The following is a 26,954-nucleotide window of genomic DNA, read 5'->3' as shown; positions in this document are numbered from 1 at the left end:
GGAGCGCACCGTGCGCACGGTCATCGTCGTCCGGGGCAGGTCCTGCTCGGCGGACGAGCACTGCCTGCCCCGGGGACGGGAGCGGCCGGCGTGGGGGGACCGCTACGGGGTCGGAATGTAGTCGAAGCAGTCGGTGTACCAGCGCGGCTGGCTGTACGTCATCTCCCACAGGGCGCCACCGGTCTCCCTGCCGACGACGCCGTCGATGTCCAGCCGGCCGTGCGCCCGCTGGAAGTCCTCCACCAAGCCCTTGGTGGCGGGCCCGAACTTGCCGTCGACGGCGATGCTGTGCCCGAGTCCGGCCCGGTTGAGCAGGATCTGAACGCACTCGACCCCGTGACCGGAGGACCCGTACCGCAGGGTGGGGGCCATGTGGTCCGCCTGCGCGGTCCCGCTGAGGCCGATCACCGTCGTCACCGAGAGAGCCAGGACCGCGGCAACCCGCGCGGTCCTCGAACCGATCTTCACGTAGGACACCCACCCTTGAGTCTGCATCGAATGCGGTGATGGAGGCGCGACAGCGCCCACCACCGGCGCCCGTGGCCGCCGGCTGCGGGAGCGACGTCAGCCGGCAGACCCGGGCCGACGGAACCTCCGCCGTCCTGTCCGACCAGCGCCTGCGCTACGACGGCCAGGCGTACGGCGCCGCGCCCACCAAAGGCGACGTCACGCTCGCCCAGACGCTCAAGTCGCAGACCGGCAACAGCGCGGCCTTCCTGGACAACGCCTTCGCGTACGACGTCTACGGACGCACCCTGACCGCCACCACCCTGGCCTCCACCACGGTCGTCGACGTCACGGGCGCGACCGGCCCGGTCACCACCGCCTCGCCGGAGGCCCGGACCACCACCACGGCCTCCACCCCGGCCACCGGCCGACCCACCAGGACCGCGGTGACCACCCCGCCCGCCAAGGCCGGGGACGCCACCACCGCCCGGACCACCACCACCGACCACGACCTGCTGCGCGGCCTGACGACCGACACCCTCGACGCCGACAACCGCCGCACCGACATCCAGTACGACGCCCTCGGCCGCACCCTCAAGGTCTGGCAGCCCAACCGGTCGAAGACCGCCGGACAGGTCCCCAACCACGCGTTCGAGTACACCGTCGCGGAGGGCAGGATCGTCGCCGTCGCCGCCAAGACGCTCAACAGCGACGGAAGCCAGCAGACCGGCTACACGCTCTACGACGGACTCGGCCGCGCCCGGCAGAGCCAGGACCCGGCGGACAACGGCGGCCGCGTGCTGACCGACACCTTCTACGACGAGCGCGGCCAGGCCGTCCTCGGCTACACGCCGTACTACGCCACCGGCGCGCCGTCCACGACCCTGCGCGACGTCGACGACACCACCGGGGTGGAGACCCAGACCGCCACCGCCTACGACGGCCTCGGACGGGTCGTCAGCACCACGGCCCTCGCGGGCAACGGCGTCGGCACCCCGCTCTCCACCACGACCACCGAGTACGGCGGCGACCGGGTCACCGTCACCCCGCCCACCGGCGGCGCCCCCACCACCACCATCAGCGACGCGGCCGGCCGCACCACCGAACTGCGCCAGTACACGTCGGGGACCCCGACCGGCGCCTACGACACGACCGGCTACGGCTACGACCCCGCCGGCAAGCTCACCAGGCTGACCGACCCGGCCGGAACCACCTGGACCTGGCTCTACGACCAGCTCGGCCGGCCGACCAAGGCCGTCGACCCCGACAGCGGAACCACCGTCAAGACGTACGGCAACCGCGGCGAGCTGACCAGCACCACCGACGGCCGCGGCAGGACGATCGCCAGCGTCTACGACAACCTCGGCCGCCTGACCGAGACCCGGGAGGGATCGGCCACCGGCCCGCTGCTGACGTCGCAGGCCTGGGACCCGTCCGGCAACAAGGGCGTGCCGGCCTCCAGCACCCGCTACAGCACCGTCGGCGGCACCACCTACCGGTACAAGACCGCCTACTCGCTGTTCGACGCCCTCGGCCGCTCCACCCGGACGACCGTCACCGTCCCGTCCGTCCCCGGTCAGGAGGGCCTCGCCGGCACCTACGTCAGCGGCAGCATCTACCGCCTCGACGGCCTGCCGCAGAGCATCAGCTACCCGGCAGCCGGCAACCTGCCCGCGGAGTCCGTCACCATGACGTACGACGCGCTGCGCCGGCAGACCGCCGTCGAAGGCCTGGGCAAGTACCTCACCGACCAGACCTACAACCTCACCGGCAAGCCGCTGCAGTCCACGCTCGGCAACGGCACCGCCGGCAAGGACGTGTACGTCACCAACGCCTACGAGTGGGGCACCCAGCGCCTCGCCTCCAGCCGCACCGACCGGTACGGCGTCACCGGGGCCACCCGTGCCACCGGCTACACCTACGACCAGGCCGGCAACGTCACCTCGGTCACCGACACCTCGCGGTCCGGCACCGACCGGCAGTGCTTCCGGTACGACCGGCTGGCCCGCCTGACCGAGGCCTACACCCCCGGCACCGGCACCTGCCCGGCCCCCGGCGGCACCCAACTCGGCGGCCCGGCCCCGTACTGGACCAGCTGGACGTACAACACCAACGGCACCCGGGCCACCGAGACCCGGCACGACCCGGCCGGAAACACCGCCCAGGACGCCACCACCACCTACGCCTACCCCGCCGCCACCGCGGCCCGCCCGCACACCCTGACGTCCACCAGCACCGTCACCGGAACCAACGGCACCCCCGTACCGGAGAGCTACGACTACGACGGCGCCGAGGCCGGCCACGTGACCGTGGTGCTCTCGCGCGGCGGGCTGGTCAGGTCAGCTGGTTGCACAGGAGGCCCAGTGCGACGACCGCACCGAGGAGCAGCCAGCCGCTGGAGGAGACCTGGGAGCCACCGAGGAAGAGGGTCGCGGCGACCACCGCCGCCAGGCCGGTGGCTCCGCCGACCACGGCGGACGCACGCCGGACACCGCGTACCGGCACGGGCCGACGCACCGCGAGGAGCACGGCCGCCGCGGTGACGGCGGCCAGCAGGTAGAGCGTCGCGTCCACCCACCAGGCGGGTGCCCATGATCTGCCGCGCCAGAGCACCAGTGGGCAGAGCAGCAGCGGGCACTCGGCCATCAGCCCGAGCAGCACGGTCGTGCTGCGGTCGGCGTGCTTCGATCGAGCCTTGTCGTTCATGTCGGACCCCCGTCTCGGCGCGTCACTATACAGAGCCGGAGCGGGCCCGTTGCGGGGCTGACCGCAGCCACCGGGGTTCCGTCAGGCCGGCGCCTCCTGCGGGGCCGAGTACGGTCGTCGGGTGCCGGCGGCGGCTTGTGTCACGCCCGTGGGAGTCGTGTCGTCGACCGGTGGTGTTGTCGGGTCGAAGCGGTTCACGGACCGGCTGCGCCACCTGTGGCCGGGCAGCCGGCCGGGCGGGACGATTCCATCCGAACCGGGCAGGCCACGGTCCGTCAGGGACGTCGGCGGCCGGCGCATCGCTCGCCGGCCGAGGCCGGAGCACCCGACGGCCGGCCCGATCTCGCAGGTCCCGAGGCGCACCTGTCCGCCGGGCCCGCCGGCGGTCACCTGGTGATGTCGCCGTCCGGCAGGTCCCGGACGGTGACCGCCGTGCGCGGCCGGCCCAGCAACCGGGCCACGACGTCGCCGATCCGCTGCGCGTCGCCCGTCGGCTCGGGAGCCGAGCCATCGGTGTACCGCTCGATGGCCTTCTCGAAGTACGAGGGGTTCCAGGCCCCGACCGCCCCACTGACGTCGACGGCCTTCACCGGTCGACGACCGACGGCGCGTGCGACGGCGGGAAGGATCTCGTCCGAGCTGTACTTCCCCGGGACCTGGAACAGGCTCGCGTGGCCGCCGACCTTTCCGCCGTCCCGGAGGTAGACCGTGACGACCAGGCAGCTGGTCACCGCCGGGTACGTGATCGTCCCGTGCGGACCCACCTCGCGAACCTCGCCCTCCGTGATCGAGACGCCCGTCGCGGTGGACGCCTGCCGCACCGCCCCGGGCGTCCCGTCCGGCACGGCCCCGGCCGGCGGACCGGGCACCCGGTCCGTCAGATCCGACGCGGTGCCGAACGCGACGGCGACGGAGTCGGCCGCGTCGGTGCGGACCGTCCCGTGCGTCGCCCCGCCGGACCCCGCTCGGCCGGTCGACACTCCGCCGCCGCCACCCGCTGCACAGGCCGCCAGGAGCAGTGCGGCGCCGACGGCCAGACCTGCCTTCCCCGCGCGCTCGGACACCACGAAGCCCATACCCCACACCCCAGGAGACCGGATCTGCGCGCACCCGTTCGACGCGCGGCCGCGCGCGTGCGCGGCGACACATGGTCCCGAGTACGAACGATCCCGTCAACTCCGGTCCCTGTGACCACCCTGAAGGGCTGTCACCCGGCTGCGGGGGCCGCGGCCGACGCGAGAGGTCCGATCACCCGGGACATGAGCGGGTGCACCCCGCAGCCGCCCGGACCCATCGGCATCCTGCAGGCGCCCGCAGAAGGGGGATCCACACCGGGACGAACCCGGCCGAGGCCGGGCCTGGCCGCCCCAACCCGACGACCGGCACGGCGAGTTCGACCTGATCAGTCGATCAGTCGATCAGTCGATCAGTCGATCAGTCGACCAGGTGGCGGTTGGCCCGGCTCCATGCGACGCGGGCCCGGAGTTCGTCCAGGTGCCCTTCCGCGACCCAGGTGGCCATGGGCTCGTGGCCCTGTTCAGCCAGGCGCCGGACGGCGTCGACGCCCTGCTCCTGGACGGTGAGCACGGCATCGACCAGGCCCGCCGTGTCACTGAGGCCGTAGGCGGCGGCGAACACCTCGAGGCGATGACGCCGGTCGGGCGGCCGCGGGTAGCGCAGCCACCGCAGGCACTGGGCGTCGTCGCGGAACGGCGCCGCGTATTCGAGCGCGTACGCCACGTCGTACAGCCGTGGTGCCGGACGCGCGTGATCCCAGTCGATGATTCCCGTCGGCCGGGCACCGCGCCACACGGTGTTCCACGGGCCGAAGTCGCCGTGACAGACCACCTCGTCGCCGACCGGTCCGGCGGTGGTGGTGGACCAGTACGTGGTGTCCGGGGGCCGGTAGCCGGCCACGGCGTCGTGGTAGTCGCGCAGGAGGCGGGCGAAGGTGATCAGGCCTCGGTCGTCGACGACCTTGGCCCAGCCGTCGGGACCGGATTCGCCGCTGATCCAGGTCAGTACCTCGCGGCCCTGGTCATCGAAGCCGAGCACCCGGGGCGCATGGTCGTAGCCGACGGCCTCCAGATGGCGGAGCAGGCCGTGAACCGCCGGGGTCCACGGTCCGGTCGGCCGGTGCACCGTGTTGCCGATGCGCTCGACCCGACCGAACTGTCGTGTAGTCACCGGGCAACCGTGACGGGGAGACTGCCGTGACGCAACCGGTTATCGGGCCGGGACAGGTCGGGGCGCGGCCGGGCCGAGGAGTCCGCACGGACTCCGCCGCACAGCGGACGCGTCCACCGGGGTCGTCCCGGACCGGACCGGCCCGCCCGCCGACGGGAGCGGCTCCGGTCCAGGTCCGCTCCCGGGTCAGGCCGGGGCCGGCTGCGGGCGCTCGGGCGGTCGCAGCTGGACGGTGCGGGCGTACACGGCGGTCACGCAGGCCTCGAAGGCGGCGACGGCGAGCAGCGCGGGCCCGGCGCCCAGCCGCAGCAGCAGGGCGCCGGCCGCCCCGCCGGCGAACATGCCGAGGACGGTGGCACTGCGCCGGGCCCGGACCAGCACCTGGTGCGGTGAGGGTGCGGCGTGGATCGACAGCAGGTCGGCCAGCAGCTTGACCAGGGTGATCTGCGCGACCGTGGTCGGCATGTCGGGCACCCCGGCCTCCAGCATCCCGCGGCTGCGCCAGCCCATGGCGCCCGCGACCAGCGCGGCGACGAGGGCCTCGGAGCTCCCGGGCAGTGCGCCGGTGCCGCCGACCGCGGTGGCGTATCCGCCGGCGGCGGCGAGCACCGCGGCCTCGGCGACGAGGACGCGGACGAACCAGCGCCGCCCCTTTCCGCGCGCCCGGGCGATGGCGGTGTTGGCGGCCGCGGCCCCGACCACGAACGCGGCCACCGCCTCGGCGGGGCGGGCGACCGGCACCCCGGCGGTCCCCACGGCCCCGAAGCCCAGCAGCAGGACGTTTCCGGTGGCGAGCGCCGCGAAGGCGTGGCCGAGGCCGAGGAAGGTGACGGCGTCGACCGCGCCGGCGCTCACGGTCAGGGCGGACATGACCAGGCTGATGCGGACCTGACCGCGGGTGGGATCGGCGGACACGCCGCCAGTGTGCCCGGGGCGCCGGCCCCGCACGGTTTGTGACACACCGTCGGCCGCCGGCGCGCGGCCGGGCCGATCGGGAACCGCTCGACGGGGGCTGCCGGAAGGCGACGGTGGCTTCCTGCCCGGTGCCGCGCGGGCCTCGCGTCAGGGTGCGGTGGCGTTCGGCCGGCGGGCGACGCCGTCGAGGGCCCGACGGCGTCGCGCCCGACCGACGCCGCCTACGCCACGGTTCCCGTGGGGCCGGCCGCCGTTCCGATCCTGTCGGTCTGCGCGGCGGAGACCTGGGCGACCAGCAGGATCGCCAGGACCGCGGCGGCGACGTCGACGAGCAGCCTTTCCTGATCCGCCGTCCGCTATCCGAGGGTGCGCATCGCTTCGGCGAGTTCGTCGATCGCGGTGTCGGGGATCGCGGTGGCGGCGTGTTCGAGGACGAGCAGTCGTGCCTGGGGGATGGCGTGGGCGAGCGCTTCGCCGTTGCCGAGGGGGAAGAACGGGTCGTGACGGCCGTGGGCGACGAGGGTGGGGATCGCGATCCCGGGCAGGCGTTCGCGCCAGCGGGGTGCGCAGTCGAGTACGGAGAAGACCGTGCCGATCTGGTTGGCCAGGTGGACCAGGGGTGTGGCGTCGTCGGGGGTGCGGTCCCAGATGCGGGCCGCGGTGGCGCGCGCGGTGGCGGGGTCGTTGCCGAGGATCCGTGCGCCGGCGGCGGCGTGGTCCGCGACGGCTTCGCGGTCGGCCCAGTCGGGCATCGTACGTGCGAACAGCCGGTTCATCGTGGCCCGGTCGTGGTCGGGGAGGTCGTCGTCGGGCGGGCCGGGGGCGACCGGCCGGGTGCCGACGAGGGTGAGTGCGCGGAACGCGTCCGGGTGGTCGAGTACGGCGACTTGGGCGACCGTTCCGCCGGCGCCGATTCCCGCGAGGTGGGCGGGCCGCCCGCCGAGGGCGTCGGCGAGGGCCGCCGCGTCGGCGGCGAGGTCGCGCAGGGTGTAGGCGGGTGCCTGCGGGTCGGCGGTCGTGGATTCCCCGCTGTCGCGCAGGTCGTAGCGCACCACGCGGCGTCCGCCGGCGGCGAGGCGCTCGCACAGCGCGTCGGGCCAGGAGAGCATCGTGGGTGAGCCTGCGAGCAGGACGAGCGGCGCGTCGTCGTCGCCGAAGGATTCGATGCCCAGGGTGATCCCGTGGACGGTGACTTTGCTCATCGGATTGTCGGCTTTCGTCGGAGGTCGGGTGTGCCGCGGTTCGCGGTACCCCTTCGAGAGTGCGCCGCGTCGTGCCGGGGTGCGCGGCGCTTCGGCGGTGACCGGGGTGTGTCGGGGTGGGCCCCGGTGCCCGGCCCGCCGAAGCGCCGGTGCCATGGCGCGGTGGTCTCAGCCGTCCTGCCCGAGGCCGCGGTCGGGCGCGTTCATGTCGCCGGTGGTGGGGGTGCCGTCGGCGAGCCCGTAGCGCAGGTACACCGTGCCGTTGGGGCCGGCTGCCGGGGGCTGGAGGAGCGTGACGTTCGTGGGCACCGCGCCGTCCTCGAACACCTTCTTCCCGACGCCCAGCACGATCGGGTGCACCCACAGGTCGAGCCGGTCGAACAGCCTCTCCCGCAGGAGGGTCTGCACCAGGTTCAGGCTGCCGACGACCTTCACGTGCTCGTGCCGGTCCCGGACCTCCCGCACCGCGGCCGCCAGGTCCGGGCCGAGCAGGGCGGACCCGGCCCACGGCAGCTCGGGCGTGCTACGGGAGGCCACGTACTTCGGGATCCGGTTGAACAACTCGGCGAACCCGCCCTCCTGGTGCGGCCAGTGGGCGGCGAAGATGTCGTACGTCCGCCGGCCGAGCAGAAGGGCGTCGGTGCCCTCGTACGCGGCGGCGATCTGCGCCCCGGTGGTCTCGTTCAGCAGGGGTACCTGCCAGCCGCCGAACGGGAACCCGACCGGATCCTCGTCGGGGCCGCCGGGCGCCTGCCCGACCAGGTCGAGGGTGGTGAACAGCTCGATGTGGATGAGGCCCATGTCTGTACTCCCGATGAGTCGGCCGTACCTGTCGGGATGTAGACCGGCCGGGGCCGCAAAACTCATCGCCCCGCGGGCACCCGGCTTTCGCACCTGACGTCCGCCTCGCCCGGAACACCGCCGCACGGGCCCGCACCCCTCACGGAACGAGCGCCGTTCGCAGGCCTTCCACCAGGAGCAGGGCCGGTCGCGCGGTCCCACGACCCGGCATCGATCAGCTCACGGAGCGCCGCCGCATCGTGGTGCCGAACTCGGGGCGGACCGGCCGTCCCGTCCGCAGGGGAAGGGGATCGCGCAGCCTGGCCACGTACCGCCGGAACGCCCGCACCTCGGCCGAGACGCCCTCCACGGCGGCGAGGCGGTCAGGGAACATCACTCCTCCCGCGTGCAGTCGGGCATCCGTCCCGAACCGGTTGCCGTGCAGCCGGCCGGTCACCAGCCGGCCCTGGGTCCGGGGAAGCACCTTCGACCGGCCCGCCACCACCGGGCCGCGGTTGACCTGGAACCAGACTTCGCGCCGGTTGCCGAACAGCACGACACTCTCGCGCAGATCACGCACGTCGGTGTACACGTCGAAGTCCCAGTCGCCCGGAGCTCCCCCCGAGCCGTAGCACCCACGAAGGTGGTGCAAGAACCGGGGCAGGCCGACCGGGGCACCGAACGGAATCACCGCGTCGGCAAAGGGCTCACCGGCGATGAAGTAGATCCTGAACTCCAAGCCGTACAGGCGCCCGCGGACCTTGCTCCTGATCCACAGCGAGAACGTCTCCGCGTCGCCGTAGCCGGACCGGTCCTCGGCGCGGACATGCTGGCTCAGGTGCCTGAACGACAGCGTCTCCGGATCGGCCACCAGGCCAGGGATCCGTTCGACCGAGCCGTGCAGCAGATAGAGGCACATCAGGTCCACCGGATGCGTGTCGTGCGCCAGCCGGGTAAGGAATCCGTCGGAAAAACTGTCCCGCAATGGTGTCTCCAGCCGTCCCGCCCTCTGCCACATCGTGGGCCCGGGGTGAATCTACGGCCTTCGGGGCCGGCGGAACAGCAGGTATCGGCACACCGTGGACTCCCTCTGACGGGAACGCGCAAGCCGTCGCCGGACTCACCGCCCACGATCGCTGGTTGTCGTCACTGCAGGTCCGCGTTGCGTGGGAGCCCGCGGGGGGTGCTAGAAATCCCTGGTGGATGTTTCCCCCGAGTCGCCGACGTTGCGTGTGTTCGTGGCGTTGGCACCGCCCGATGACGCCAAGGAGGAGTTGGCCCGCGCCCTGCAGCCCGCGTACACGATGTATCCGGGGCTGCGGTGGAACCGGATCGAGGACTGGCACATCACCTTGGCGTTCCTCGGTGAACTGCCGCGTACGGCGGTGCCGTTGCTGCAGTCCGTGCTGGCGGGCCAGGCGTCGTCGCGCCCTGCTCTGCGGCTGGGCCTGCGCGGGGGAGGCCACTTCGACGGGCGACTGCTGTGGAGCGGGATCGGCGGGGACCTGGAGGGCCTGCACCTGCTGGCCGCCGACGTCCGGAAGCTGGTCCGGTCCTGCGGGATCGACTTCGCCGAGCGCCCGCTGCGCCCGCATCTGACGTTGGCGCGGTCGCGCCGTGAGGATCCGGTCAGCGTGCCGCGGGCGGCGGCCGGGCTCGCCGGGTTCGTGGGTCGGCCGTGGCCGGCGGAGCGCCTCCACCTGGTCGGCAGCAACATCGCCCGGGGCCCGGGGCCGATCCGCTACCGCGACATCGAGGCCTGGCGGTTCGGCACCGCGGCGCGCGCCGCGGACGACAACGCCTCCGCGGGGTCGTAGCCCGCGGACGGGCCCCCTAGCCCGCCTCGGCCCGAGCCCGATCCGTTCGGCGCGGGCCCGGACGCCGGCGGGCCGTGTGCGGCACGGGGCGCGGGGGCTATCCGATGGCGATGACGGGGTGGTCGGCGGGGTTGATCCAGCGCATCGTGCGGTTCATGAAGACGGCCGGGACGGCGACGCAGCCGGCGGTGGGGCCGGCCTGGGGGCCGAGGTCGTGGAGGAAGATCCCGGCGCCGCGGCCCTTGACGGCGGGGGAGGTGTTGAAGTCGATGACCAGGGCGTTGTCGTACTGGACGGGGTAGTTGATGAGGTGTTCGCTGCCGAGGGGGCCTTGTTCGGTGAGGTGGAAGCCGCCCTGGGTGTCGGTGCGCATCTGGTTGTAGTGGGCGGAGGTGGGGTCCTGGACCCACCAGTCGTGGGCGGTGACCTGGTGGTAGGGCATGGTCGTGCCGGGGTCGGGGGCGATGCCGAAGGCCTGGGTGAGGGTGTAGGTGCCGGTGGGCGTGGTGCCGGTGCCCTGGACACGGGTGAGGCCGTCGTGGAGGCCACCGGAGCCGACGCGTGCGTCGGTGGTGGAGTCGAGGGAGTGCCAGAGGCCGTCGCGTCGTTCCCAGAGGGTCACGGTGGCCCGGGTGCCGTCCGCGTGGACCGTGATCACCTGGTCGGCCGGGCCGGCCGCCACGGGTACGGGGAACGGGGCGTCGTCGGCCCACGCCCTGGGGGCGGTGCCCGCGCTGCTTGCCGTGAGGGCGATGCCGAGCGAGAGGGCCACGCTCGCGCAGCGGAGTGCCGTGGCACGACGGGCGGCGGACGGTGTCCGGGAGACGGCCATGAAGGGGTCCTTACCTGGTGCGGACGACGGGGGCGAGGGGGTGCGCGGGCCGGCGGCGGGCGGCAGGTGCCATCGGTCGGTGCACCGACCGGCCGACCCGGCTCGGGGCGGGGCGGGGCCCCGGCACCGGCCGGTACGGACCGTGCCAGCGCCATGATCGGCTTGCCGGGGCAGCGGTGCCAGTACCGACACCACCGGGCCCGGGCGCAGTGTCCACCGTCGACCCGCAGCCCCGGCACGGCCACGGGACCCGCACCCACCGCCAGGACGGATACGGGGCCCACCCCGCCCTGGAGCCAGGGACCACGATCTGCACCGATGCCGCGCTGACCCCCGGTCACGGCGACGACCACCACGAGGCCACCGCCGCACCCGGCCGGGGCGGACGCGGAGCGAGCGCGGTCGTGGTCACGGCCTGCGAGTCGTGAGCGAGGGGCGGCAGGTCGGCGGCGCACAGGATCAGCAGCGGGGTGGCGGGTAGCCTGGACGCTCGTTCGATGAGGAGTATGGCGAATGACGTTCTGGAACCAGTGGCGGGTGGTCGTCGACGAGGCCGACCGGGCCCAGTGGGTGTGGGAGCCGCTGAAGAGTGTGGGCCCGCTGCGGTTCGGTATGGCGCACGACGACGCCACGCAGGCAGTCGCGGGCTACCTGGAGCCTTCCCCGCGCAGCACGAACCACTACGGCGACGTGGGGAGTCACGAGTTCGCCCTCACCCACGCTCCGGGCGGCCCCGCGCTCACGGCCTACTACGACGCGGGCCGCCTGACCTGCGTGGCCGTCAACGCACGGCGCGGGCCCCAGGTCACCCTCGACGGGCTCCGGCTGGTCGGCCGCGTACCGTCCGAACTCGAAGCCGCCTTCATCGAGTACACGACCACTCACGGCCACGAGCTGCGCTACGGCCCGCACGCGGACCCCGGTACCGAGACGCTCGGGGTGGTCCTCCGCGCCCAGCGCGCCGGGGATGTCGTACTCAGCCGGCCCGTGTTCGTCGCCCACGACTGGGCCGATCGATGCGTTCACGTCCCGGAAAGCCGCATCCCTGACAGCGAATGGACCGACCGCCACTACTGACCGGGCCCTGCCCGGGATATGGGCGCTGCCCGGAGCCGAGCACCGGTGGGCGACGAGGGCCGGGACATCGGCCGCCGTGCCGACGACCTCACCAGCGGGTGATCACCCGGCCGCCCCGTACCCTCAGGCGGTGCCGACGGTCTCGGTCCGGACGTCGTACGGGCGCAGGCCCCGGTTCTCGTAGTTGCGCAGGGCGTTCGGGTGATCGTCGGTGTCGGTGTGCAGCCAGACCCGCCGGACGGACTCGGCGCCGAGCGGTTCGGTGGCCCATGCCTGGCGCAGCGCGAGCGTCAGCGCGTAGCCGCCGAGGCCGCGGCCGACGTGCTCCGGGACGAGCCCGAAGGTGGTGATCTCCACGTCGCCGTCCGGGTGCGGCTCCAGGTTGGCGACGCCGGCGGGTTCTCCGTCGTGCGTCAGCAGCCAGTACTGGCGCCGGGGGTGCTCGGTCAGGTGTGACGCCCAGTCGGCTGCGGTGCGGGCGGTGCTGCGCCAGCCGTGCGGCGCCCCGACGCGTGCCTGGACGGCCTGTACCTCGGGGGACGAGCCGTCGGCCGGGACGAGGGCCAGCGCGGCGACCGGCCGGGACGGGCGCAGTTCGGCCGGGTCGGTCATCTCCAGGTACGTGACGGTCTTCTCCATGCGGCGAGACTACAAACCCCGGCCCGCCCTGCCTGTCGGTGGGTCAGCGGACGCGGCCGCCCGGGCCCGGGGGCGCACCGTTCCACCACGCCGCCCGGTGTGGCCGGGGCACGGCAGGCGGGCGTTCAGCCGGCCGCCGAGCGGGCCGTACCGGAGGTGAGCCGCCAGAGCCCGGCCACCTCGTAGTAGATGCCGTTCACCACCTGCAACAGCAGCAGCGTGACCGGCCAGAGCAGCGCGCCGAGGCCGGGCACCACGTCCACCGGCAGGGAGTAGGCCATCACGACCCGCGCAGCCGCATCGAGCAGCATCGCCACGCCCCAGATCGCCGTCGACACCCGCCAGATCCGCCGGAAGGCCGGCTCGCGTTCCCACAGCACGTCCCAGGAGGTGCCGTCGGAGCGGAACCGACCCTCCAGCAGGGGCCGGCCGCCGTGGAAGACCAGCGGGCGCCTGGCCCTGATCGAGATCAGGAACCAGAGCCCGGCGACGCCGGTCAGCCAGCCGTCCTTGGCCAGCAGGAACCGGGGGCTGCCGCCGACCAGTGCGGCTGCGACGCCGAGCAGCATGGTCCCGGCGACGAAGCCCGCCATGCCCTCCAGGCTGCGCGTGCGCAGCCACTGCACCGCCGTGGTGAGCGCCGGCAGGAGGGCCCCGGCCAGCAGCGCGACGAAGACGCTGACACCGGCGGCGCGCAGGCCGTAGTACAGCGCGATCGGGACCACGACGTCCCGGACGACACCGAGCAGCAGACGCCGGCCGCTCGGCTGCGGCGGAACCTCCGGGGTCGTCACCGCCGGCACCGCCGTGTGGTCATGACGTCCTCCGGGTCGCGAGAGGGGCCGGGGCGGTGGCCGCTCGGACGGAGTCGTCCACGTCGGGGCGGGGCGGCCGTCGCCGCTCCGCCCGGCCGGGCCGCCGGGCCGGTTCCGGACGCCGTCCGGACGGCACCCGGACGGCGGCGACTGCCGTGTGTCACCTGCACAGGTTGCTTCTTCCTCGCCGGACGACGGCTGAAGGCCGCGACCCCGCCGCCGTGTCCGACGATCGCGGTGTCCGCGGCGACGTTCGGAGCGGGAGCGGGAGCGGGAGCGGGAGCGGGAGCAGGCGCGGTGCCGGGAGCGGGAGCGGTCAGCTGGTCTCCGCCCCCGGCACGGGAGGGTTTCCGATCGTCACGTCGCCCATCCGCCCCGCCGCCACCGCGTGGTCGTGGGCCGCCACGTTGCCGACGGCGATCCCCCTCCCGGAGGCCGAGACGCCGCCCACGCCGGCCTGCCCGGCGGAGGCCACCAGCTCCCGCAGGCCGACGGCCACCGCATCGCGCTCGGCGCCGCCGGTCTCCTCCAGCAGGTCGCGGAACCGGGTCTGCCACGCCAGGGCCGCCCGCTCCCGCAGTTGCTCCAGCTCGCCAGGACCGGCGTCCGTCACCTCCGCGGCCGTACGGTCCAGCCGTTCCAGGACCACGGCCGAGGAGTCCGCCCCGGCCCTGCCGCGGCCGAACAGCCGCGCCACCCGGCCGCGGAAGCCGGTCCACGCATCCGTTCCGGCTGCCTGTGCCACAGCCGTTCCGGCAGCCGTCGCCAACGTGATCAACGCAGCATCCACCGACGCCCCCGAGGTAGCTCTCCGGCGGACACGCCCGTCCGCCCGTCACGTCGCAGCGTAGTGACGGCGCACACCGCATGCGGCAGATCCGGCGGATATGACCCGCCCGCCCGGGTGTCGGGTGTAGGGAACCGGCCCGGCCTCCGCCGTCGCGGTCCGGGCGGGGCCGACCCGTCCTGCCCGGCCGGTCAGTCCTGCATGCGCAGGTAGTCCTCCAGGGCGACTTCGCTCATGCTCTCCGTGAGGATCGGCCGGAGCAGCGCGGCGGTTGCTCCGGCGACCGCTCCCAGTGGCGCCACCAGGGAGCGGTCGACTCCCGACAGGTCACCGGTGCAGAGGTACGCACCCGCGATGGCGCTCGTCAGGACGTCCTTGGGGTCGACCGCGGGGGAGCCGGAATCCGCCGTGTCCGGGACCACCGAGACGATAGCCACGGCCAGCGGACTCGCATCGGGCCGCCCCGCGATCTTGGCAGCCACGTCGGCTGCGGCGCCGTCACCCAGAAAGACGAGTCGGACGAATTCTCCCAGCTCGTCGACCTCCTGCTCGCCGAGCGGGCCGATGGCCCCGAGCCGGAGCAGGTGGTAGCGAATCCTGTGGATACCTGCGTCCTCCATGAAGAATTGCCTGGACTCGTTCACGGCCTGCCCGGCGTCCCTGAAATCAGACATCTTTCGCACTCACTTGGGAAATGGCCTCCGGGGCCGTTCGCCTCCGGAGGCCGTCCGGGGTCGCCCCGCCTCGCGACAGGACGACCATTCGGGTATTCGGGTCGGACTCACCCGATTGCGTAGATGACCCGGTAGTGGAGATCGTTCGGCCAGTCGCTTCCGTCGGTCCTCTTGATGGAAATACGGAAAGCGATCTGACCGTTCACCGGAACCACGTTGTGGACTGTCATGACAGCATCTCCGGCCTGCGGTATCCCCTCGAAGCCCAGCTCGCAGATGGAGGCGACGATACCCTTGGCAGGGTTGGCATTGGATTCGTTGAAGTTCTGCCAGAACTCACCTCGCCCGGTGGAGTCCGCAGAATTGAAGAAAACCATGGGTACCTCCCGGATGAAACCGGCCGAAACCCGCAGAGCACGCAGGGGGTGGCACCTTGCGTCACAACGTATCCGCCGGATCCTTGACGCGGTCGGGCCTCGGAGGGTTCGACCCTGTGGGGATCGCTCTGCTTTCGGCGCCTGACATAACAGTAGTCCTGCGTCTTGCCGCTCCGCTAGTATCTTTCTCCCCCGGGAGAAAGCGCCGAGGATTCTGTGACCCGGGCCCGGTGACGGTCTGTAGGGCATTCCGTGTTCGCCGCGCGGAAGGTGCGCGCGGTGCCGGTCCACTCCCGGTGACCGGTTTCCGACAATCCCGGTCCACGACCGCTGGGGCTGCCCGGCGAGGTCCGGGACGGTGACGGAGGGTCGGCGCGCGGCCGGCGACCGGACGGTCACGGCGAGTGGCAGCAGGGCCCCGACGGGACCGCGACGGCAGCCGGGCGAAGCGGGCCCCTCGGGTCCGGCGCTGCGCGGAACAGGTGCACGTCGAGCAGTGCGGCCGAGCAGCCTCATCGGGCCCGTGCTCGCGGCGCTGCCCGGAGACGGGCCGGCTCCTGCTGTCGATCCAGCTCGCCGTCCCGGACCGGCGCGGTGTCGTGCAGCACGTCACCCTGTACTCCAGGCCACCGACCTGTACCTCGTCGGGTTCAGCCCCGGCTACTCGCGCAACGCCTAGATGTTCAACGACCGGCAGGAGGACACCTACGCCAACTTCCTTCCGCCCGACCACACTCCCCGCAATCTCCGGTTCGGCGGGACGTACAACTCGTTGACCAACGTCGAGGGCGCCGACACCCGCTACACGATGCGGATCGGGTACGACAACATCTGGGACCGGATCCTCCACCTGGCCACGACGCCGGAGGACGAGTTCGTCGGGACGAACGCCCGGACCAACGCGCGGACCGCCTCGGCACTGCTCCAGATGATCAACATGTTCTCGGAGGCGGCCCGCTTCCCCGACGTCCAGCGGCACTACCACGACGCGTTCCGGAACCGCGACGCCGTCACCCAGGGCCTCACCCCGTTCGAGCAGGAAGCGGAGAACGGCTGGGGAGGCCTCTCGAACACGTTCTTCCGGCTCAACCAGGACCCGACCGCCTCGTACACGCTGAGGGTGGGACTCACCTCGGTCGTGTCCAACAACCGGGCCCGGATCCGCGCACTGGTCGCCCTGCCGACCGGATCCACCAGGATCATCGGAACCCGGTTCAACAAGAACCGGAGCCAGGTCTGAGAGACCGCCGGGACCGGTCCGCACCCCCGAACGGGCAGCGGGCCGGTCCTCCGGCGTCCCGGCCGGGCCGGGACGGTCGCACGGTTCAGCGGCTCCTGGCGGTCACGCGGGCCGGCTCGCCCTGCCGTCCAGCCAGAGCGTGTCGGAGGCGTCGCGGTGAGAGCCCGTCGTGCCCACGTGCTTGGCGTCGATCTTCGCGCCGTGCTTCAGGACGTGGACGAGGGCCATGCCGTGTCCCCGGCCCAGGCCGTAGTCCTCCTTGAGCCACGAGAGGATCACCCCTGCCTTCGTGGACGGGTCGTCGAAGCCGCGCTGTTCGGCCAGTGCGATGAACTCCCTCGGCGTCAGACCCGTCTTGGTCTCGATCGTGTCCAGGTATGCCTGAAAGGACATGTGCTCTCTCCCATGCGTCGTGATGCTCCGGGTGTTCGGGGTGTAGACCGGAACGCGGAGCAGAACTCATCGCTCCACGGCCGAGAAGATTCTGCGGGCGGGCGGGACGACGGGGCCAGCAGCACCTGCGGCTGACCGTCGACCGCGCGCGCCGTACGCCGCCGGGACGGTGAACGAGCCGCTGCGGCGGGGCCGTCTGCGGGGGCGCGCCCCCGCACCGTGTTACCGATTGCTCCGGGGCCGCCCCCGCCGGGGCCGCTCGGACACCTCAGGATCGGAGTGCACGTCATGGAATCGAACGTCGGTCTGCTGGCCCGCATCGAAGCCCGGCCGGAGCATGCGGACGCCGTCGAGGCGCTCCTGCGCGGAGCCCTGGACGCGGCCCGCGCCGAAGCGCAGACCGTGACCTGGTTCGCGTTCCGGGAGAGCCCGACCGTCTTCGGGATCTTCGACACCTTCACCGACGAGGCCGGCCGCACCGCCCACCTGAACGGACCGATCGCCGCCGCCCTCATGGAGATCGTTCCCACGTTGCTGGCGGGCGCCCCGGACATCCGCCCCGTCGACGTCCTGGCCGTCAAGCCCGTGTGACACCGCGGACGCGGACGTCCTGCGCCAGGGCGGTGCCGCCCGGCCGGGCGCACGAGGGGCGACCGCGCCCGCGCGGGGCCGCGTCCCGAGCGTCGGGCTCAGCTGCGTTCCTCGGGTCCTGGCGGGTGCCCGCCCGGCACGCTTCGAGCGGGACGGGCCGGTAGGGCCGGACGGGCCGCCCGCAGCGGTCGCTGCGAGCGCCGCGGCCATGGCGAGCGGGGCGACGAGCAGGACGACGGTTGTGTTCACGCGCGCCTCCGACGACGAGGGAACCCGGGACGACGGGTCTCCTGCCCCGGGGCCCGCACCCCGTGCTGCGGCGCACCCGAACAGCCGACGAGGTGTCCGCCTCGCCGGCGTGCGCCTCTCCGGGACGTGTCCCTTCCGTGCGCGCGGGACGCGTCAGGACACGGCCGGGCCGTGCTGCCCGTCCGCCTCCCGCAGGAGTGTGCGCAGGGTGTCGAGGCAGGCGGTGATGGCGGGTTCGTCCGCCGTGTCGTGGCGGGTGGCGATCCCGATCGTGCGGGCGAGGGCGGTGTCGGTCACCGGCAGCGCGGTGAGGGCGGGCGGCAGGTGGGCGGCGGCCATGCGGGGGGCGAGGACGGTGTGGCCCCCGCTCGCGGCGAGGGCGATCATGGCGGTGAAGTCGGTGCAGACGTGTCGGACCCGGGGAGTGAACCCGGCGGAGCGACAGGCGTGGAGTACGGCCTCTCCGCACGCGCTCTGCGCCGGGGCGGTGATCCACGGCGTGTCGGCGAGCTCCGCCAGGTCGACGGGGGCGCGGTCCGCCCGGACGGCCGGGTGGTCGCGGGGCAGGACCGCGACCAGCGGGTCGGTGCACAGCGTCCGGGTTGCCACGCCCGGGAGCGGCGGAGCGGCCAGGTTGTCGTACCGGTAGACGAGGGCGGCGTCCGCGCGGCGCTGGAGCAGCAGGCGTAGGGCGGCCTCGGGTTCGGCCTCGGTGATGTGGAGCCGCAGGTCCGGGTGGGCGGCTTCCAGGGCCGTGGCGAGCGGGGCGGCCACCGGGGCCAGGGCGCTGGGGAAGCACGCGAGGCGCAGGGGACCCGCGGGGTGCCGGGCCGCGGCGAGCAGGCGGACGCGGGCGTGTTCGAGTGCGGCGAGCACGTGCTCGGTGTCGCCGGTCAGCCGACGGCCCGCGGCGGTGAGGTGGACCGAGCGGCCGGTGCGTTCCAGCAGGCGGGTACGGGTCTCCTCCTCCAGGAGCCGCAGCTGCTGCGAGACGGCGGAGGGGGTGACGCCGTGGAGGTCGGCGACGGCGGTGACCGTGCCGTGCACCTCCAGGTCACGGAGCAGGACGAGGCGCCTCACATCGAGCATCAGTCCATCTTAAGGCCAGGTTGTAGGAGATGTAGCTGGACGCGGGTGTCCCCGCCCGGCGACCCTGGCTGTCGTCTTCCCCGTCGTCGAGCAGTGCCAGGAGTGCCTCGTGCGTGCCACCGTCATCCACGGCCCCCGTGACGTCCGGATCGAGGAGGTGCCGGACCCGGTGCTCCGGCACCCGACCGACGCAGTGGTGCGGGTGGTGAGCGCCTGCATCTGCGGCAGTGACCTGTGGGCCTACCGGGGTGTGGCGTCCCGGGTGGCCGGCCAGCGGATCGGCCACGAGTTCCTCGGCATCGTCGAGGAGACCGGCTCCGAGGTGACCGGGGTCACCCGCGGTGACTTCGTGGTCGCGCCGTTCGTCTGGTCCGACGGTGTCTGCGACTACTGCCACGACGGCCTGCACACATCCTGCCCGCAGGGCGGTTTCTGGGGCGAGGTCGGGTCCGACGGCGGCCAGGGCGAAGCCGTCCGCGTCCCGTTCGCCGACGGCACCCTGGTCAAGCTGCCGAAGGAGGCGGCCGGCGAGGAGAAGCTGCTGCCCGGCCTGCTCGCGCTGTCCGACGTGATGAGCACCGGCCACCACGCCGCCGTCACCGCCGGTGTCCGGCCGGGCAGTACCGTCGTGGTGGTCGGCGACGGCGCGGTCGGCCTGTGCGGGGTGCTCGCCGCGCAGCGCCTCGGCGCCGGCCGGATCATCGCGCTGGGCCGCCACGAGGCGCGCACCGCGATCGCCCGGACCTTCGGCGCCACCGATGTGGTGGCCGAGCGCGGAGAGGCCGCGGTCGAGGCGGTCAGGGAACTGACCGGCGGTCAGGGCGCGCACGCCGTCCTGGAGGCGGTCGGCACCGAGGAATCGATGCGCACCGCGATCTCCGTCACCCGTGACGGTGGCGCGGTCGGCTTCGTCGGCGTGCCGCACGGCGGCAGTGCCGGAGTCGACATCTCCCGGATGTTCGACGGCAACATCTCGCTGCGCGGCGGCGTGGCCCCCGCCCGCGCGTACATCCCGGAGCTGCTGCCCGACGTGCTGTCCGGCGCCATCGATCCCGGTCTGGTCTTCGACCGCACCGTCGGCCTCGACGGAGTGCCGGACGGCTACCGGGCGATGGACGAGCGAACCGCGCTGAAGGTGCGCATCACCTTCTGAGGGCCGGACACCGGGCGCATCGGCGACCCGGGGCGTCCCGACACACCGCGCCGGGTGCGATCCGGCCGGTGCCCGGGTGGCGTGGTGGACGTGCAGGCCGGGCCGTCGAGCGGGTGGCCTCCGGGTGCCGATGTGGCGGTGGGCAGGCACTGCTCGACCACCGGTGGTACCCGGCCGGCGCGGCCGGGGCACGGCTCATGGGACCGTACGGCCTGCGTGACGCCGACGGGTTCCTCGGGGAGGAGCCGGGCGACGAGCCCGGCACGGTGATCCGGCAGGTCGTGGCGGACACACGCTGAGCTGTGACCGACGCCACCGGCGAACCGGCGAACCGGCGCAGGCGTGTGCAGGCCCGCCGGGGTGACGCCGGTGGTGTGTCAGGCCACGTGCGACCGGCGACCTGCGCTGCCTGGCTCAGGGTGGAGGCGGCAACTTCCTGCCGACAAGGTCCCCCTCCTCTTCAGGGAGCAGATTGTGACGTCCACACTGCCGCCAGCCGGCGGTCAGCCGGGCTCGGGCGCAGGCGTGCCCGGCACCGGTTCGGTGGCCCGCCGGAGCCGGGCACTGGCCATCGCGGCCGGCCTGTTCTGTACGGCTGGCATCGCTCCGCTGGCGCTGACCGCGCCCGCCCACGCGCAGGGCACCTGCACGGTGTCCGGCCCCACCACCACCTGCACGTTCGTGTTCACCGGCGCCGAGCAGACGTTCACCGTCCCGGCCGGTGTCACGCAGGCCGACGTCACGGCGACCGGTGCCGCCGGCGGCCTGGAGGACAACGGCGTCGGCGGCGGCCGGGGCGCTCAGGTGTCCGGCACGCTCACCGGGCTGGCCGGCGGGCAGACCCTCTACGTCGAAGTCGGCGGCGCCGCCAACACCGCCTCGTGCACCGGCGGCGCGCAGTGCACCGGCGGCTTCAACGGCGGCGGCAGTACCCACTTCGGCGGCGGAGGAGGCGGCGCCTCCGACGTCCGCACCCAACCCGGTACCACGCCGCTCACCACCACCGACTCCCGGCTCATCGTGGCTGCGGGCGGCGGCGGAGCCGGCTGGGCCGGCCAGTGCACCGGAAGCAAGGGCGGAGACGCCGGCCAGCCGGGCACCGACGCGACCTGCAACGGGGGCGCGGGTGGCGGTGCGGGCACGTCCACGCACGGCGGGGCCGGCGGCACCGGCGGGGGCGGGTTCTACGGCGGTGGGCCCGGCACGCTCGGTGCCGGCGGCACCGGCGGCGGCCCGGGTGCTTCCCTGACCGGTGGTGCGGGGGGCGGCGGCTACTACGGCGGTGGCGGCGGCGGCAACATCAACCCGTTCATCAGCCCGAGCGGGGGCGGAGGCGGCGGAGGCGGCGGCTCGTCCCTGGTCCCCGCCGGCGGCACCGGCCCCACGGTGACGAGCGCCGCCGCGGGCATCACCATCAGCTACACCACTCCGGGCAAGCCGGTGAACACGCGTCTGATCGCGCTGCCCCCGCAGGTCCGGCTCGGCCGCCCGGTGGTGCTCGACGACCTGGTCTGCCCCAGCGGTACCGGCGCCACGACCCCGCCCACCGGGACGGTGACGTTCACCGACACCACGACCGGCACGCCCCTGGGCACGGCACGGCTGGTCCTCAACCTCGGGAACTGCGGGGCCGCTGGGCGTGTCGTCTTCTTCAGAACCCCCGGAGTGCACGTCGTCACGGCCGTCTACAGCGGCGACTCGGTCTACCAGAGCGGCAGCCCGGAAACCGTCTCGGTGACGGTCTCCTGATGCTCTCCTGACGGTTTCCCGACACCGTGACGGTCCCCCTGCCGGACGCTCCGGCAGGGGGACCTCTGCCGCTGTCACGGGCCGCTCCGTGCGGTGCGCGACGGCCGGCCCGGCACGCTCGGCCGTGCAGTCGCGCACCCGCAGCGGCTACAGGGCCTGGGAGAGGCGGTCGGTCAGGAGCCGGGTGAAGCGGGCCGGGTCGGGCAGGTCGCCGCCCTCGGCGAGCAGGGCGCTGCCGTGGACGAGCTCGGCGGTGTCCGCGAGCGCCGGGTCCTCGGGCTTCGTCCGGTGGGCCTGGTGGAGGGCGGTGATGAGCGGGTGGCCGGGGTTGAGTTCGAGGATGCGCTTGACCGGCGGCAGCTCCTGGCCCATGGCCCGGTACATCTTCTCCAGGGTGGGGGTCAGGTCGTGGGCGTCGCCGACCAGGCACGCGGCGGAGGTGGTGAGCCGGGTGGACAGGCGGACCTGCTTGACGTGAGCGGCCAGGGTGGTCTGCAGCCACCCGAGGAGGTCGGCGAAGTCCTGTTCGCGCTGGGCCTTCTCCGCCTTCGCCTCGTCACTGACGTCGCCGTCGGCGTCGTGGTCGAGGTCGACCTGCCCCTTGGCGATGGACTGGAACCGGTGGCCGTCGAAGGCGGGGACCTGGTCGGTCCAGACCTCGTCCACGGGGTCGGTGAGGATCAGGACCTCGTAGCCCTTGGCGGCGAAGGCCTCCATGTGCGGGGAGCTCTCCACCGTCTGGCGGTTCTCGCCGGTCAGGTAGTAGACGGTATCCTGGCCGTCCTTCATCCGCGCGACGTACTCGCGCAGCGTGGTCGCCTTCTCCGGGTCGTTCGTCGAGGCGGCGCGGACCAGCTCGAGCAGCGCGTCGGTGTTGTCGCGGTCCTCCAGCAGGCCTTCCTTGATCACCCGGCCGAACTGCTCCCACAGCTCGGCGTAGGCGTCGGCCTTCGTGGTCTGCATGGTCTTCATCGCGCCGAGGACCTTCTTGACGAGGCGCCGGCGAACCGCGGTGATCTGGCGATCGTGCTGCAGGATCTCGCGTGAGACGTTCAGCGAGAGGTCGTGGGCGTCGACGACGCCCTTGACGAAGCGCAGGTAGTTCGGCATCAGCGCGTCGCAGTCGTCCATGATGAACACGCGCTTGACGTACAGCTGCACGCCCCGCTTGGTGTCGCGGGAGAACAGGTCGAACGGGGCGTGGGCGGGGATGAACAGCAGCGCCTCGTACTCGAAGGTGCCCTCGGCGCGCATGTGGACGGTCTCGGCCGGGGGCTGCCAGTCGTGGCTGATCTGCTGGTAGAACTCGCTGTACTCGGCCTCGGTCACCTCGCTGCGCGGGCGGGCCCACAGGGCCTTCATCGAGTTCAGCGTCTCCGGGCCGTCCGCGGCCGCTTCCCCGTCGCCCGGGTCCGTGTCCGCACCGGCGGCTTCGGCGGCCATCCGGATGGGCCAGCGGATGAAGTCCGAGTACTGCTTGACGATCTGACGGATCTTGCGTGCCGCCAGGTAGTCGCCGAGCCCGTCCTCGCTGTCCGCCGGCTTGAGGTGCAGCGTGACCGAGGTGCCCACCGGCAGGCCGTCGGCCTGCGCGATCGTGTAGGTGCCCTCACCGTCGGACTCCCACGCGGTGCCCTGCTCGGTGCCGGCGCGGCGGGTACGCAGGGTGACCTTGTCGGCGACCATGAACGCCGAGTAGAAGCCGACGCCGAACTGCCCGATCAGGCTCTGCGCCGCCTCCGCGTCCTTGGCCTCCTTGATCTTGGCCAGCAGGCCGGCGGTGCCGGACTTGGCGATGGTGCCGATCAGGTCGACGACGTCGTCGCGGGTCATGCCGATGCCGTTGTCCCGCACCGTCAGGGTGCGGGCCTCCTGGTCGACTTCCAGCGTGATGTGCAGGTCGGACGTGTCGACTGCGAGGTCGGTGTCGGTGAGGGATTCCAGACGGAGCTTGTCGAGGGCGTCGGAGGCGTTGGAGATCAGCTCGCGCAGGAAGATGTCCTTGTTCGAGTAGATCGAGTGGATCACCAGCTGCAGCAGCTGGCGGGTCTCCGCCTGGAACTCCAGCGTCTCGGTCGGGCTGGCCACGGGAGGCGTCTCCTTCGGGTGTGCGTACGGGAAAGGGTTCGGGTCGGGTCGGGTCAACGGCCGGATCCGGACGGGTGTGCCGGGTCCGGACCGGGGTCTTCGGATGTGGTCGAGGGGCTGGTGGGACGGCTCGGGCGGCAACGGTCGCCGGGCGTGGCGCGGCTGGCACGGCCTGCTCGACCAGGGCCACCGCAGCGGGCCCGCCGGTCAGCTCCGGCACCGTCTCGCGCGCTGCGGGCCGCGGCCCGGCGGGCTCGCGGTCACGGGCCGACGGAGGGTCTGCGGCGCCGCCGGTCACTGTCGGTGCGCAGCTGCTCGGTTCGGGCGGTGAGCGCGTCGAGGCGGTCGGCGATCGTCGGGTGGTCCGCCTCCAGGAGGGGCCGGGTCCCGGCGAGCGGGGCGAGCAGGCGGGCGGGGTCGTGGTGGCCGAGTGCGTCCAGCAGGCGTTGTACGGCGGGTGCCGCCGAGGTGGCGAGGCCGTCCAGGGCGCTGATCTGTCCGGCGAGACGGCGCAGGTCCGCGGCGTTGTCGCGGGCCCAGGTGGCCACCGCGCGGTCGGCGGCGCGCCGGTCGCGTGCGGCCCGGACGCGCTGCTCGCCGGTGCTGCCCACCTCGGTGCCGGCGTCGCTGTCGGGGCGCATGCGCAGGTAGCGGCGCTCGGCGGCCTGTCGACTCCGCACGCCCATCGGTTCGGCGAGGTCGGTCCAGGTGGCGCCGGCGCCGCGGGCGGTCTCGATCAGGCCGGTCTCCCAGCCTGCGAGTTCCTCGCGGAGGTGGCGCAGCATCAGGAGCGCGGACAGGGCCTGCTGCGGGTCGCGCTGGTCCGCGGTGTCCGCAGGCGCGTGGCGGGCCGTGCGGGCGGTGGCGTCCATCGTGCCCAGCGCGGCGGCGGCGGCCAGGAACGAGGCCGGCCCTGTCCCGGCCGTGCCGGTGTCCCGCACCGTCATGCCGTCACCCTTCCGTTGACCGGTCCGCTGTCATCGCATGGACGACATGCTACAACGCGGTGTCGCGCCGTACGGTCCCTGCAGCCCGGAACCGGAGCGATGTGCATGCGCGTGGGGATCACGCCCGTCGACCGAATGAACCGTGTCTGCCGACGCGTCATCTCACCGCCGCCCTCGACCTGTTCGCCGCCCTCGACGCCGACGCGTCCACCGCCTGCCGCCGCTGCGGGACCGCCTCCCTCGTCCCGGTCGCCACCGCCTCGGCCGCCGGGCCGGTCGGCCCCTGGGGGACGGACGCCTCGTCGTCACACGAAATTCACGGGCCGGGGTCTACTCGCATAGACGGTGGTGGGTCATCCTGGTGCGGCACCGGTCCTCGAAGCCCGCTCCTCACGCAGGATCTGCGGGCGGGGGCGCAGCGCGGATCGTCCCTCGCGCCGGAGCACTGCCGCGTCACCGCACGTCGCACGATCCCGTGGTCCGGACCGGTCCTCTTTCGTCCGGTGCCGGGCCACCCGTCCGCCTGCCGAGGCCCGCCCGGATCCGGGGGCCGGGTCGGAGGTCCACCATCGTCACCGGGAGATGCAGATGAAGCCACGCACCGCAGCCACCGTCGTTGCCCTGGCCCTGGCCGGCCTCGCCGTCTCGGCGCCCACGGCCGGCGCCAGCGGTACCAAGCTGTCGCAGTCGACGGCCGCCGGTCAGTTCAGCAGCGCCGGCATCACGTGGAGTTCCAGCGGGGGATGTACCACCAGGTCCAACTCCACCTGCACCTCGTTCGAGCAGATCAACTCGGGCACGGTGAGCGCCATCATCACCCTCAAGCGGGCCAGCGGCTGTGCCATCAACATCACGGGCGGGACCGAGGTGGGCCACGCCTCCGGCACCTACAGCCACTACAACGGCTACAAGGTCGACATCGCCCGCAGTTCCTGCATCGACGGCTACATCCAGAACAGCTTCACCTACATCGGCTACCGGGGCGACGGCTACCCGCAGTGGAAGGCCGCCTCGGGCAACCTGTACTGCAACGAGGGCAGCCACTGGGACATCCTCGTCTACTGACGCCGGCCCCCGGGGCGGCCGGCCACCGCGCCCGCACCGGACTCCTGCGAACGTCGGCCCTGACGGCATCCCGGAAGGGCGGGTCGACGGGCGGGCCGACGGGCCGAGCCGGTCAGCCACGCGGTGTCGCCCGGCGGGTGGTGGACACGGTGATCCACCACCCGCCGGGCTCACCCGCGATCCGAGTCTTCCCTCCCGGGTGACCGGCTTCGCGCCGGTCCGGGCTGCGCGGTCGATCGCGCCTGTCCGCAGGGGCGGGCGGGGCTCGCGCTCAGCCGGCCGCGCGGTAGGCCGTACCCACCCGGTTGGGCGTTGCCCGGTTGTACAGGCCAGTGCCGCCGCGGTCCGCGGAGAGGGTGAACCACGCGTAGCGTTCGACGAAGGGAAGCGCCTGGAGCATGGCGGTCGACTTCGTCACGAACGCGGCCTGCTGTTCCGGCGTCGGATACCTCGGGGTGCCGCCCGAAAAGTCGATCAGGGCGTACTCGGTGAGCCAGATCGGCTTCCGGTAGCGGTCGTAGGTGGCCTGGAGGTAGCTCCGCAGTTGGCTCGTCGCGGCATCGGCACGGAAGTCCGAGCCGTACCAGTGCAGGGGGATGAAGTCGACCTCGTAGCGGCGGGCGGCGGCGCCCTTCATGAACCGGTCGAGCCAGCCGCCCGCGGTGTCGCCGCCGCCGGCCACCGCGGGTGCCCCCAGGCGCATCCCGGTCGACTGGAGCCGGGGCCACAGGTCGAGGGCCTTGGTCACGCTCATGTCGGCCTGCGCCGGCAGGTCGGGTTCGTTGAATCCGAGCAGGGTCGTGCCCTCCTTCCTGGCCGTTCCGAGTTGTGCGTCGGTCACCGAGGCCGCACCCCAGATCATGGGGACGAACTCGACGCCGGCGGGCGACCTGATCTGCTGCCGGTCCGAGGCCCAGGTGAAGTACCAGCCGACCCTGGCGTCAGCCAGTGCCTTGGTGACGTCGGTGAAGTTCCAGGCACTCACGCCCTTCTTCTTCACCGGGGCGGCGGACGCGTCGGCCGGGCTGCCGACGGTGAGCCAGGTCAGCACCGCGAGCAGGACGGTGAACAGGCGTGTTCGACGCGGCACAGCGTTCCTCTCCTTCCACCCCACCGGCATGACGAAGCCGCGGCG

Annotated in this window: 27 protein-coding genes; 9 read left to right on the top strand and 18 right to left on the bottom strand. The window is 73.2% G+C overall.

Features of this window, described 5'->3' with window-relative positions:
• Positions 1-102: 102 nt before the first annotated feature.
• Positions 103-477: a peptidoglycan-binding protein gene (locus tag ACFV04_RS05445; RefSeq protein ID WP_380345186.1), complete on the bottom strand. Its 375-nt coding sequence runs from the start codon at positions 475-477 to the stop codon at positions 103-105.
• A gap of 29 nt (positions 478-506) precedes the next feature.
• Here ACFV04_RS05445 and ACFV04_RS05440 point away from each other — a divergent pair, with 29 nt between their 5' ends.
• Positions 507-2,990 (top strand): hypothetical protein, encoded by a 2,484-nt coding sequence (locus tag ACFV04_RS05440; protein ID WP_380526980.1) that lies wholly within the window; start codon positions 507-509, stop codon positions 2,988-2,990.
• 549 nt (positions 2,991-3,539) lie between these two features.
• On the opposite strand, the gene ACFV04_RS05435 is transcribed toward ACFV04_RS05440, so the two are convergent.
• From ACFV04_RS05435 to ACFV04_RS05410, 6 genes are all read right to left on the bottom strand, one after another.
• On the bottom strand, positions 3,540-4,229 hold the full coding sequence (locus ACFV04_RS05435) for a hypothetical protein (protein ID WP_380526978.1): 690 nt from the start codon (positions 4,227-4,229) through the stop codon (positions 3,540-3,542).
• A gap of 358 nt (positions 4,230-4,587) precedes the next feature.
• Positions 4,588-5,340, bottom strand: a complete 753-nt coding sequence (locus ACFV04_RS05430) for an aminoglycoside phosphotransferase family protein (protein ID WP_380526976.1) — start codon at positions 5,338-5,340, stop codon at positions 4,588-4,590.
• A 186-nt stretch (positions 5,341-5,526) separates the two neighbouring features.
• On the bottom strand, positions 5,527-6,255 hold the full coding sequence (locus ACFV04_RS05425) for a DUF1275 family protein (protein ID WP_380526974.1): 729 nt from the start codon (positions 6,253-6,255) through the stop codon (positions 5,527-5,529).
• 356 nt (positions 6,256-6,611) lie between these two features.
• Positions 6,612-7,457: an alpha/beta fold hydrolase gene (locus tag ACFV04_RS05420; RefSeq protein ID WP_380526972.1), complete on the bottom strand. Its 846-nt coding sequence runs from the start codon at positions 7,455-7,457 to the stop codon at positions 6,612-6,614.
• A gap of 168 nt (positions 7,458-7,625) precedes the next feature.
• Positions 7,626-8,258: a dihydrofolate reductase family protein gene (locus ACFV04_RS05415; RefSeq protein WP_380345198.1), complete on the bottom strand. Its 633-nt coding sequence runs from the start codon at positions 8,256-8,258 to the stop codon at positions 7,626-7,628.
• 214 nt (positions 8,259-8,472) lie between these two features.
• Positions 8,473-9,222, bottom strand: a complete 750-nt coding sequence (locus tag ACFV04_RS05410; RefSeq protein ID WP_380526970.1) for a hypothetical protein — start codon at positions 9,220-9,222, stop codon at positions 8,473-8,475.
• A gap of 214 nt (positions 9,223-9,436) precedes the next feature.
• Here ACFV04_RS05410 and thpR point away from each other — a divergent pair, with 214 nt between their 5' ends.
• Positions 9,437-10,054, top strand: coding sequence for an RNA 2',3'-cyclic phosphodiesterase (gene thpR / locus ACFV04_RS05405; RefSeq protein WP_380345202.1), 618 nt, complete (start codon positions 9,437-9,439; stop codon positions 10,052-10,054).
• A 97-nt stretch (positions 10,055-10,151) separates the two neighbouring features.
• On the opposite strand, the gene ACFV04_RS05400 is transcribed toward thpR, so the two are convergent.
• Positions 10,152-10,886 carry a L,D-transpeptidase family protein gene (locus ACFV04_RS05400; protein ID WP_380526968.1) on the bottom strand — a complete coding sequence of 245 codons (735 nt, stop codon included), beginning with the start codon at positions 10,884-10,886 and terminating at the stop codon, positions 10,152-10,154.
• Positions 10,887-11,095: 209 nt separating this feature from the next.
• Here ACFV04_RS05400 and ACFV04_RS05395 point away from each other — a divergent pair, with 209 nt between their 5' ends.
• The gene (locus tag ACFV04_RS05395) at positions 11,096-11,314 is read left to right on the top strand and encodes a hypothetical protein (RefSeq protein ID WP_380526966.1); all 219 of its coding nucleotides are present in this window, start codon (positions 11,096-11,098) and stop codon (positions 11,312-11,314) included.
• Positions 11,315-11,399: 85 nt separating this feature from the next.
• Entirely contained in the window at positions 11,400-11,963 is a 564-nt protein-coding gene (locus tag ACFV04_RS05390) for a hypothetical protein (RefSeq protein ID WP_380526964.1), read from the top strand.
• A gap of 123 nt (positions 11,964-12,086) precedes the next feature.
• Here ACFV04_RS05390 and ACFV04_RS05385 read toward each other — a convergent pair whose 3' ends face one another.
• The 5 genes from ACFV04_RS05385 to ACFV04_RS05365 all read right to left on the bottom strand — a co-directional run bounded on the left by ACFV04_RS05385 (position 12,087) and on the right by ACFV04_RS05365 (position 15,255).
• Complete coding sequence (locus ACFV04_RS05385; protein WP_380526962.1) at positions 12,087-12,602, bottom strand: GNAT family N-acetyltransferase; 516 nt, start codon at positions 12,600-12,602, stop codon at positions 12,087-12,089.
• A gap of 125 nt (positions 12,603-12,727) precedes the next feature.
• Complete coding sequence (locus tag ACFV04_RS05380) at positions 12,728-13,396, bottom strand: VC0807 family protein (RefSeq protein ID WP_380345212.1); 669 nt, start codon at positions 13,394-13,396, stop codon at positions 12,728-12,730.
• A 337-nt stretch (positions 13,397-13,733) separates the two neighbouring features.
• Entirely contained in the window at positions 13,734-14,162 is a 429-nt protein-coding gene (locus tag ACFV04_RS05375) for a hypothetical protein (protein WP_380526960.1), read from the bottom strand.
• 233 nt (positions 14,163-14,395) lie between these two features.
• Entirely contained in the window at positions 14,396-14,878 is a 483-nt protein-coding gene (locus ACFV04_RS05370; RefSeq protein WP_380526958.1) for a hypothetical protein, read from the bottom strand.
• 107 nt (positions 14,879-14,985) lie between these two features.
• Positions 14,986-15,255 carry a hypothetical protein gene (locus ACFV04_RS05365; RefSeq protein WP_380345218.1) on the bottom strand — a complete coding sequence of 90 codons (270 nt, stop codon included), beginning with the start codon at positions 15,253-15,255 and terminating at the stop codon, positions 14,986-14,988.
• A gap of 679 nt (positions 15,256-15,934) precedes the next feature.
• Between ACFV04_RS05365 and ACFV04_RS05360 the strand changes: the two genes are divergently transcribed.
• Entirely contained in the window at positions 15,935-16,495 is a 561-nt protein-coding gene (locus ACFV04_RS05360) for a ribosome-inactivating family protein (RefSeq protein WP_380526955.1), read from the top strand.
• Positions 16,496-16,597: 102 nt separating this feature from the next.
• On the opposite strand, the gene ACFV04_RS05355 is transcribed toward ACFV04_RS05360, so the two are convergent.
• Entirely contained in the window at positions 16,598-16,888 is a 291-nt protein-coding gene (locus ACFV04_RS05355) for a DUF4287 domain-containing protein (protein WP_380345221.1), read from the bottom strand.
• A gap of 288 nt (positions 16,889-17,176) precedes the next feature.
• Between ACFV04_RS05355 and ACFV04_RS05350 the strand changes: the two genes are divergently transcribed.
• Positions 17,177-17,479 carry a putative quinol monooxygenase gene (locus ACFV04_RS05350; protein WP_380345223.1) on the top strand — a complete coding sequence of 101 codons (303 nt, stop codon included), beginning with the start codon at positions 17,177-17,179 and terminating at the stop codon, positions 17,477-17,479.
• A gap of 402 nt (positions 17,480-17,881) precedes the next feature.
• Here the strand turns inward: ACFV04_RS05350 and ACFV04_RS05345 are convergent, their stop codons facing one another.
• On the bottom strand, positions 17,882-18,817 hold the full coding sequence (locus ACFV04_RS05345) for a LysR family transcriptional regulator (protein WP_380526953.1): 936 nt from the start codon (positions 18,815-18,817) through the stop codon (positions 17,882-17,884).
• Between the two features lie 109 nt (positions 18,818-18,926).
• Here ACFV04_RS05345 and ACFV04_RS05340 point away from each other — a divergent pair, with 109 nt between their 5' ends.
• Positions 18,927-19,970, top strand: coding sequence for a zinc-dependent alcohol dehydrogenase family protein (locus ACFV04_RS05340; RefSeq protein ID WP_380345227.1), 1,044 nt, complete (start codon positions 18,927-18,929; stop codon positions 19,968-19,970).
• 474 nt (positions 19,971-20,444) lie between these two features.
• Complete coding sequence (locus tag ACFV04_RS05335) at positions 20,445-21,719, top strand: Ig-like domain repeat protein (protein ID WP_380526951.1); 1,275 nt, start codon at positions 20,445-20,447, stop codon at positions 21,717-21,719.
• A gap of 147 nt (positions 21,720-21,866) precedes the next feature.
• Here the strand turns inward: ACFV04_RS05335 and htpG are convergent, their stop codons facing one another.
• Both htpG and ACFV04_RS05325 read right to left on the bottom strand, forming a co-directional pair.
• A complete protein-coding gene (gene htpG, locus ACFV04_RS05330) occupies positions 21,867-23,807 on the bottom strand; it encodes a molecular chaperone HtpG (protein ID WP_380526949.1) in 1,941 nt (646 codons plus the stop codon).
• A 260-nt stretch (positions 23,808-24,067) separates the two neighbouring features.
• The gene (locus ACFV04_RS05325; RefSeq protein ID WP_380526947.1) at positions 24,068-24,754 is read right to left on the bottom strand and encodes a type III effector protein; all 687 of its coding nucleotides are present in this window, start codon (positions 24,752-24,754) and stop codon (positions 24,068-24,070) included.
• Between the two features lie 582 nt (positions 24,755-25,336).
• Here ACFV04_RS05325 and ACFV04_RS05320 point away from each other — a divergent pair.
• Positions 25,337-25,819 (top strand): hypothetical protein, encoded by a 483-nt coding sequence (locus tag ACFV04_RS05320; protein WP_380526945.1) that lies wholly within the window; start codon positions 25,337-25,339, stop codon positions 25,817-25,819.
• Positions 25,820-26,090: 271 nt separating this feature from the next.
• On the opposite strand, the gene ACFV04_RS05315 is transcribed toward ACFV04_RS05320, so the two are convergent.
• Positions 26,091-26,909: a glycoside hydrolase family protein gene (locus ACFV04_RS05315; RefSeq protein WP_380526943.1), complete on the bottom strand. Its 819-nt coding sequence runs from the start codon at positions 26,907-26,909 to the stop codon at positions 26,091-26,093.
• Between the last annotated feature and the right edge of the window lie 45 nt (positions 26,910-26,954).

It is taken from the genome of Kitasatospora sp. NPDC059599 (genome assembly GCF_042735125.1).
Classification (GTDB): domain Bacteria; phylum Actinomycetota; class Actinomycetes; order Streptomycetales; family Streptomycetaceae; genus Kitasatospora.
The sequence above is the reverse complement of the archived record's forward strand: the minus strand, read 5'-3'. Positions and strand labels throughout refer to the sequence as shown.

Bases quoted from the DNA above. Each gene is read 5' to 3' on its own strand.
- ACFV04_RS05385 (WP_380526962.1), bottom strand. From the start codon at position 12,602: ATGGAGAAGACCGTCACGTACCTGGAGATGACCGACCCGGCCGAACTG.
- ACFV04_RS05440 (WP_380526980.1), top strand. From the start codon at position 507: ATGGAGGCGCGACAGCGCCCACCACCGGCGCCCGTGGCCGCCGGCTGC.
- ACFV04_RS05370 (WP_380526958.1), bottom strand. From the start codon at position 14,878: ATGTCTGATTTCAGGGACGCCGGGCAGGCCGTGAACGAGTCCAGGCAA.
- ACFV04_RS05435 (WP_380526978.1), bottom strand. From the start codon at position 4,229: ATGGGCTTCGTGGTGTCCGAGCGCGCGGGGAAGGCAGGTCTGGCCGTC.
- ACFV04_RS05420 (WP_380526972.1), bottom strand. From the start codon at position 7,457: ATGAGCAAAGTCACCGTCCACGGGATCACCCTGGGCATCGAATCCTTC.
- ACFV04_RS05320 (WP_380526945.1), top strand. From the start codon at position 25,337: ATGCAGATGAAGCCACGCACCGCAGCCACCGTCGTTGCCCTGGCCCTG.
- ACFV04_RS05365 (WP_380345218.1), bottom strand. From the start codon at position 15,255: ATGGTTTTCTTCAATTCTGCGGACTCCACCGGGCGAGGTGAGTTCTGG.
- ACFV04_RS05360 (WP_380526955.1), top strand. From the start codon at position 15,935: ATGTTCAACGACCGGCAGGAGGACACCTACGCCAACTTCCTTCCGCCC.
- ACFV04_RS05390 (WP_380526964.1), top strand. From the start codon at position 11,400: ATGACGTTCTGGAACCAGTGGCGGGTGGTCGTCGACGAGGCCGACCGG.
- ACFV04_RS05325 (WP_380526947.1), bottom strand. From the start codon at position 24,754: ATGACGGTGCGGGACACCGGCACGGCCGGGACAGGGCCGGCCTCGTTC.
- ACFV04_RS05400 (WP_380526968.1), bottom strand. From the start codon at position 10,886: ATGGCCGTCTCCCGGACACCGTCCGCCGCCCGTCGTGCCACGGCACTC.
- ACFV04_RS05355 (WP_380345221.1), bottom strand. From the start codon at position 16,888: ATGTCCTTTCAGGCATACCTGGACACGATCGAGACCAAGACGGGTCTG.
- ACFV04_RS05350 (WP_380345223.1), top strand. From the start codon at position 17,177: ATGGAATCGAACGTCGGTCTGCTGGCCCGCATCGAAGCCCGGCCGGAG.
- ACFV04_RS05345 (WP_380526953.1), bottom strand. From the start codon at position 18,817: ATGCTCGATGTGAGGCGCCTCGTCCTGCTCCGTGACCTGGAGGTGCAC.
- ACFV04_RS05415 (WP_380345198.1), bottom strand. From the start codon at position 8,258: ATGGGCCTCATCCACATCGAGCTGTTCACCACCCTCGACCTGGTCGGG.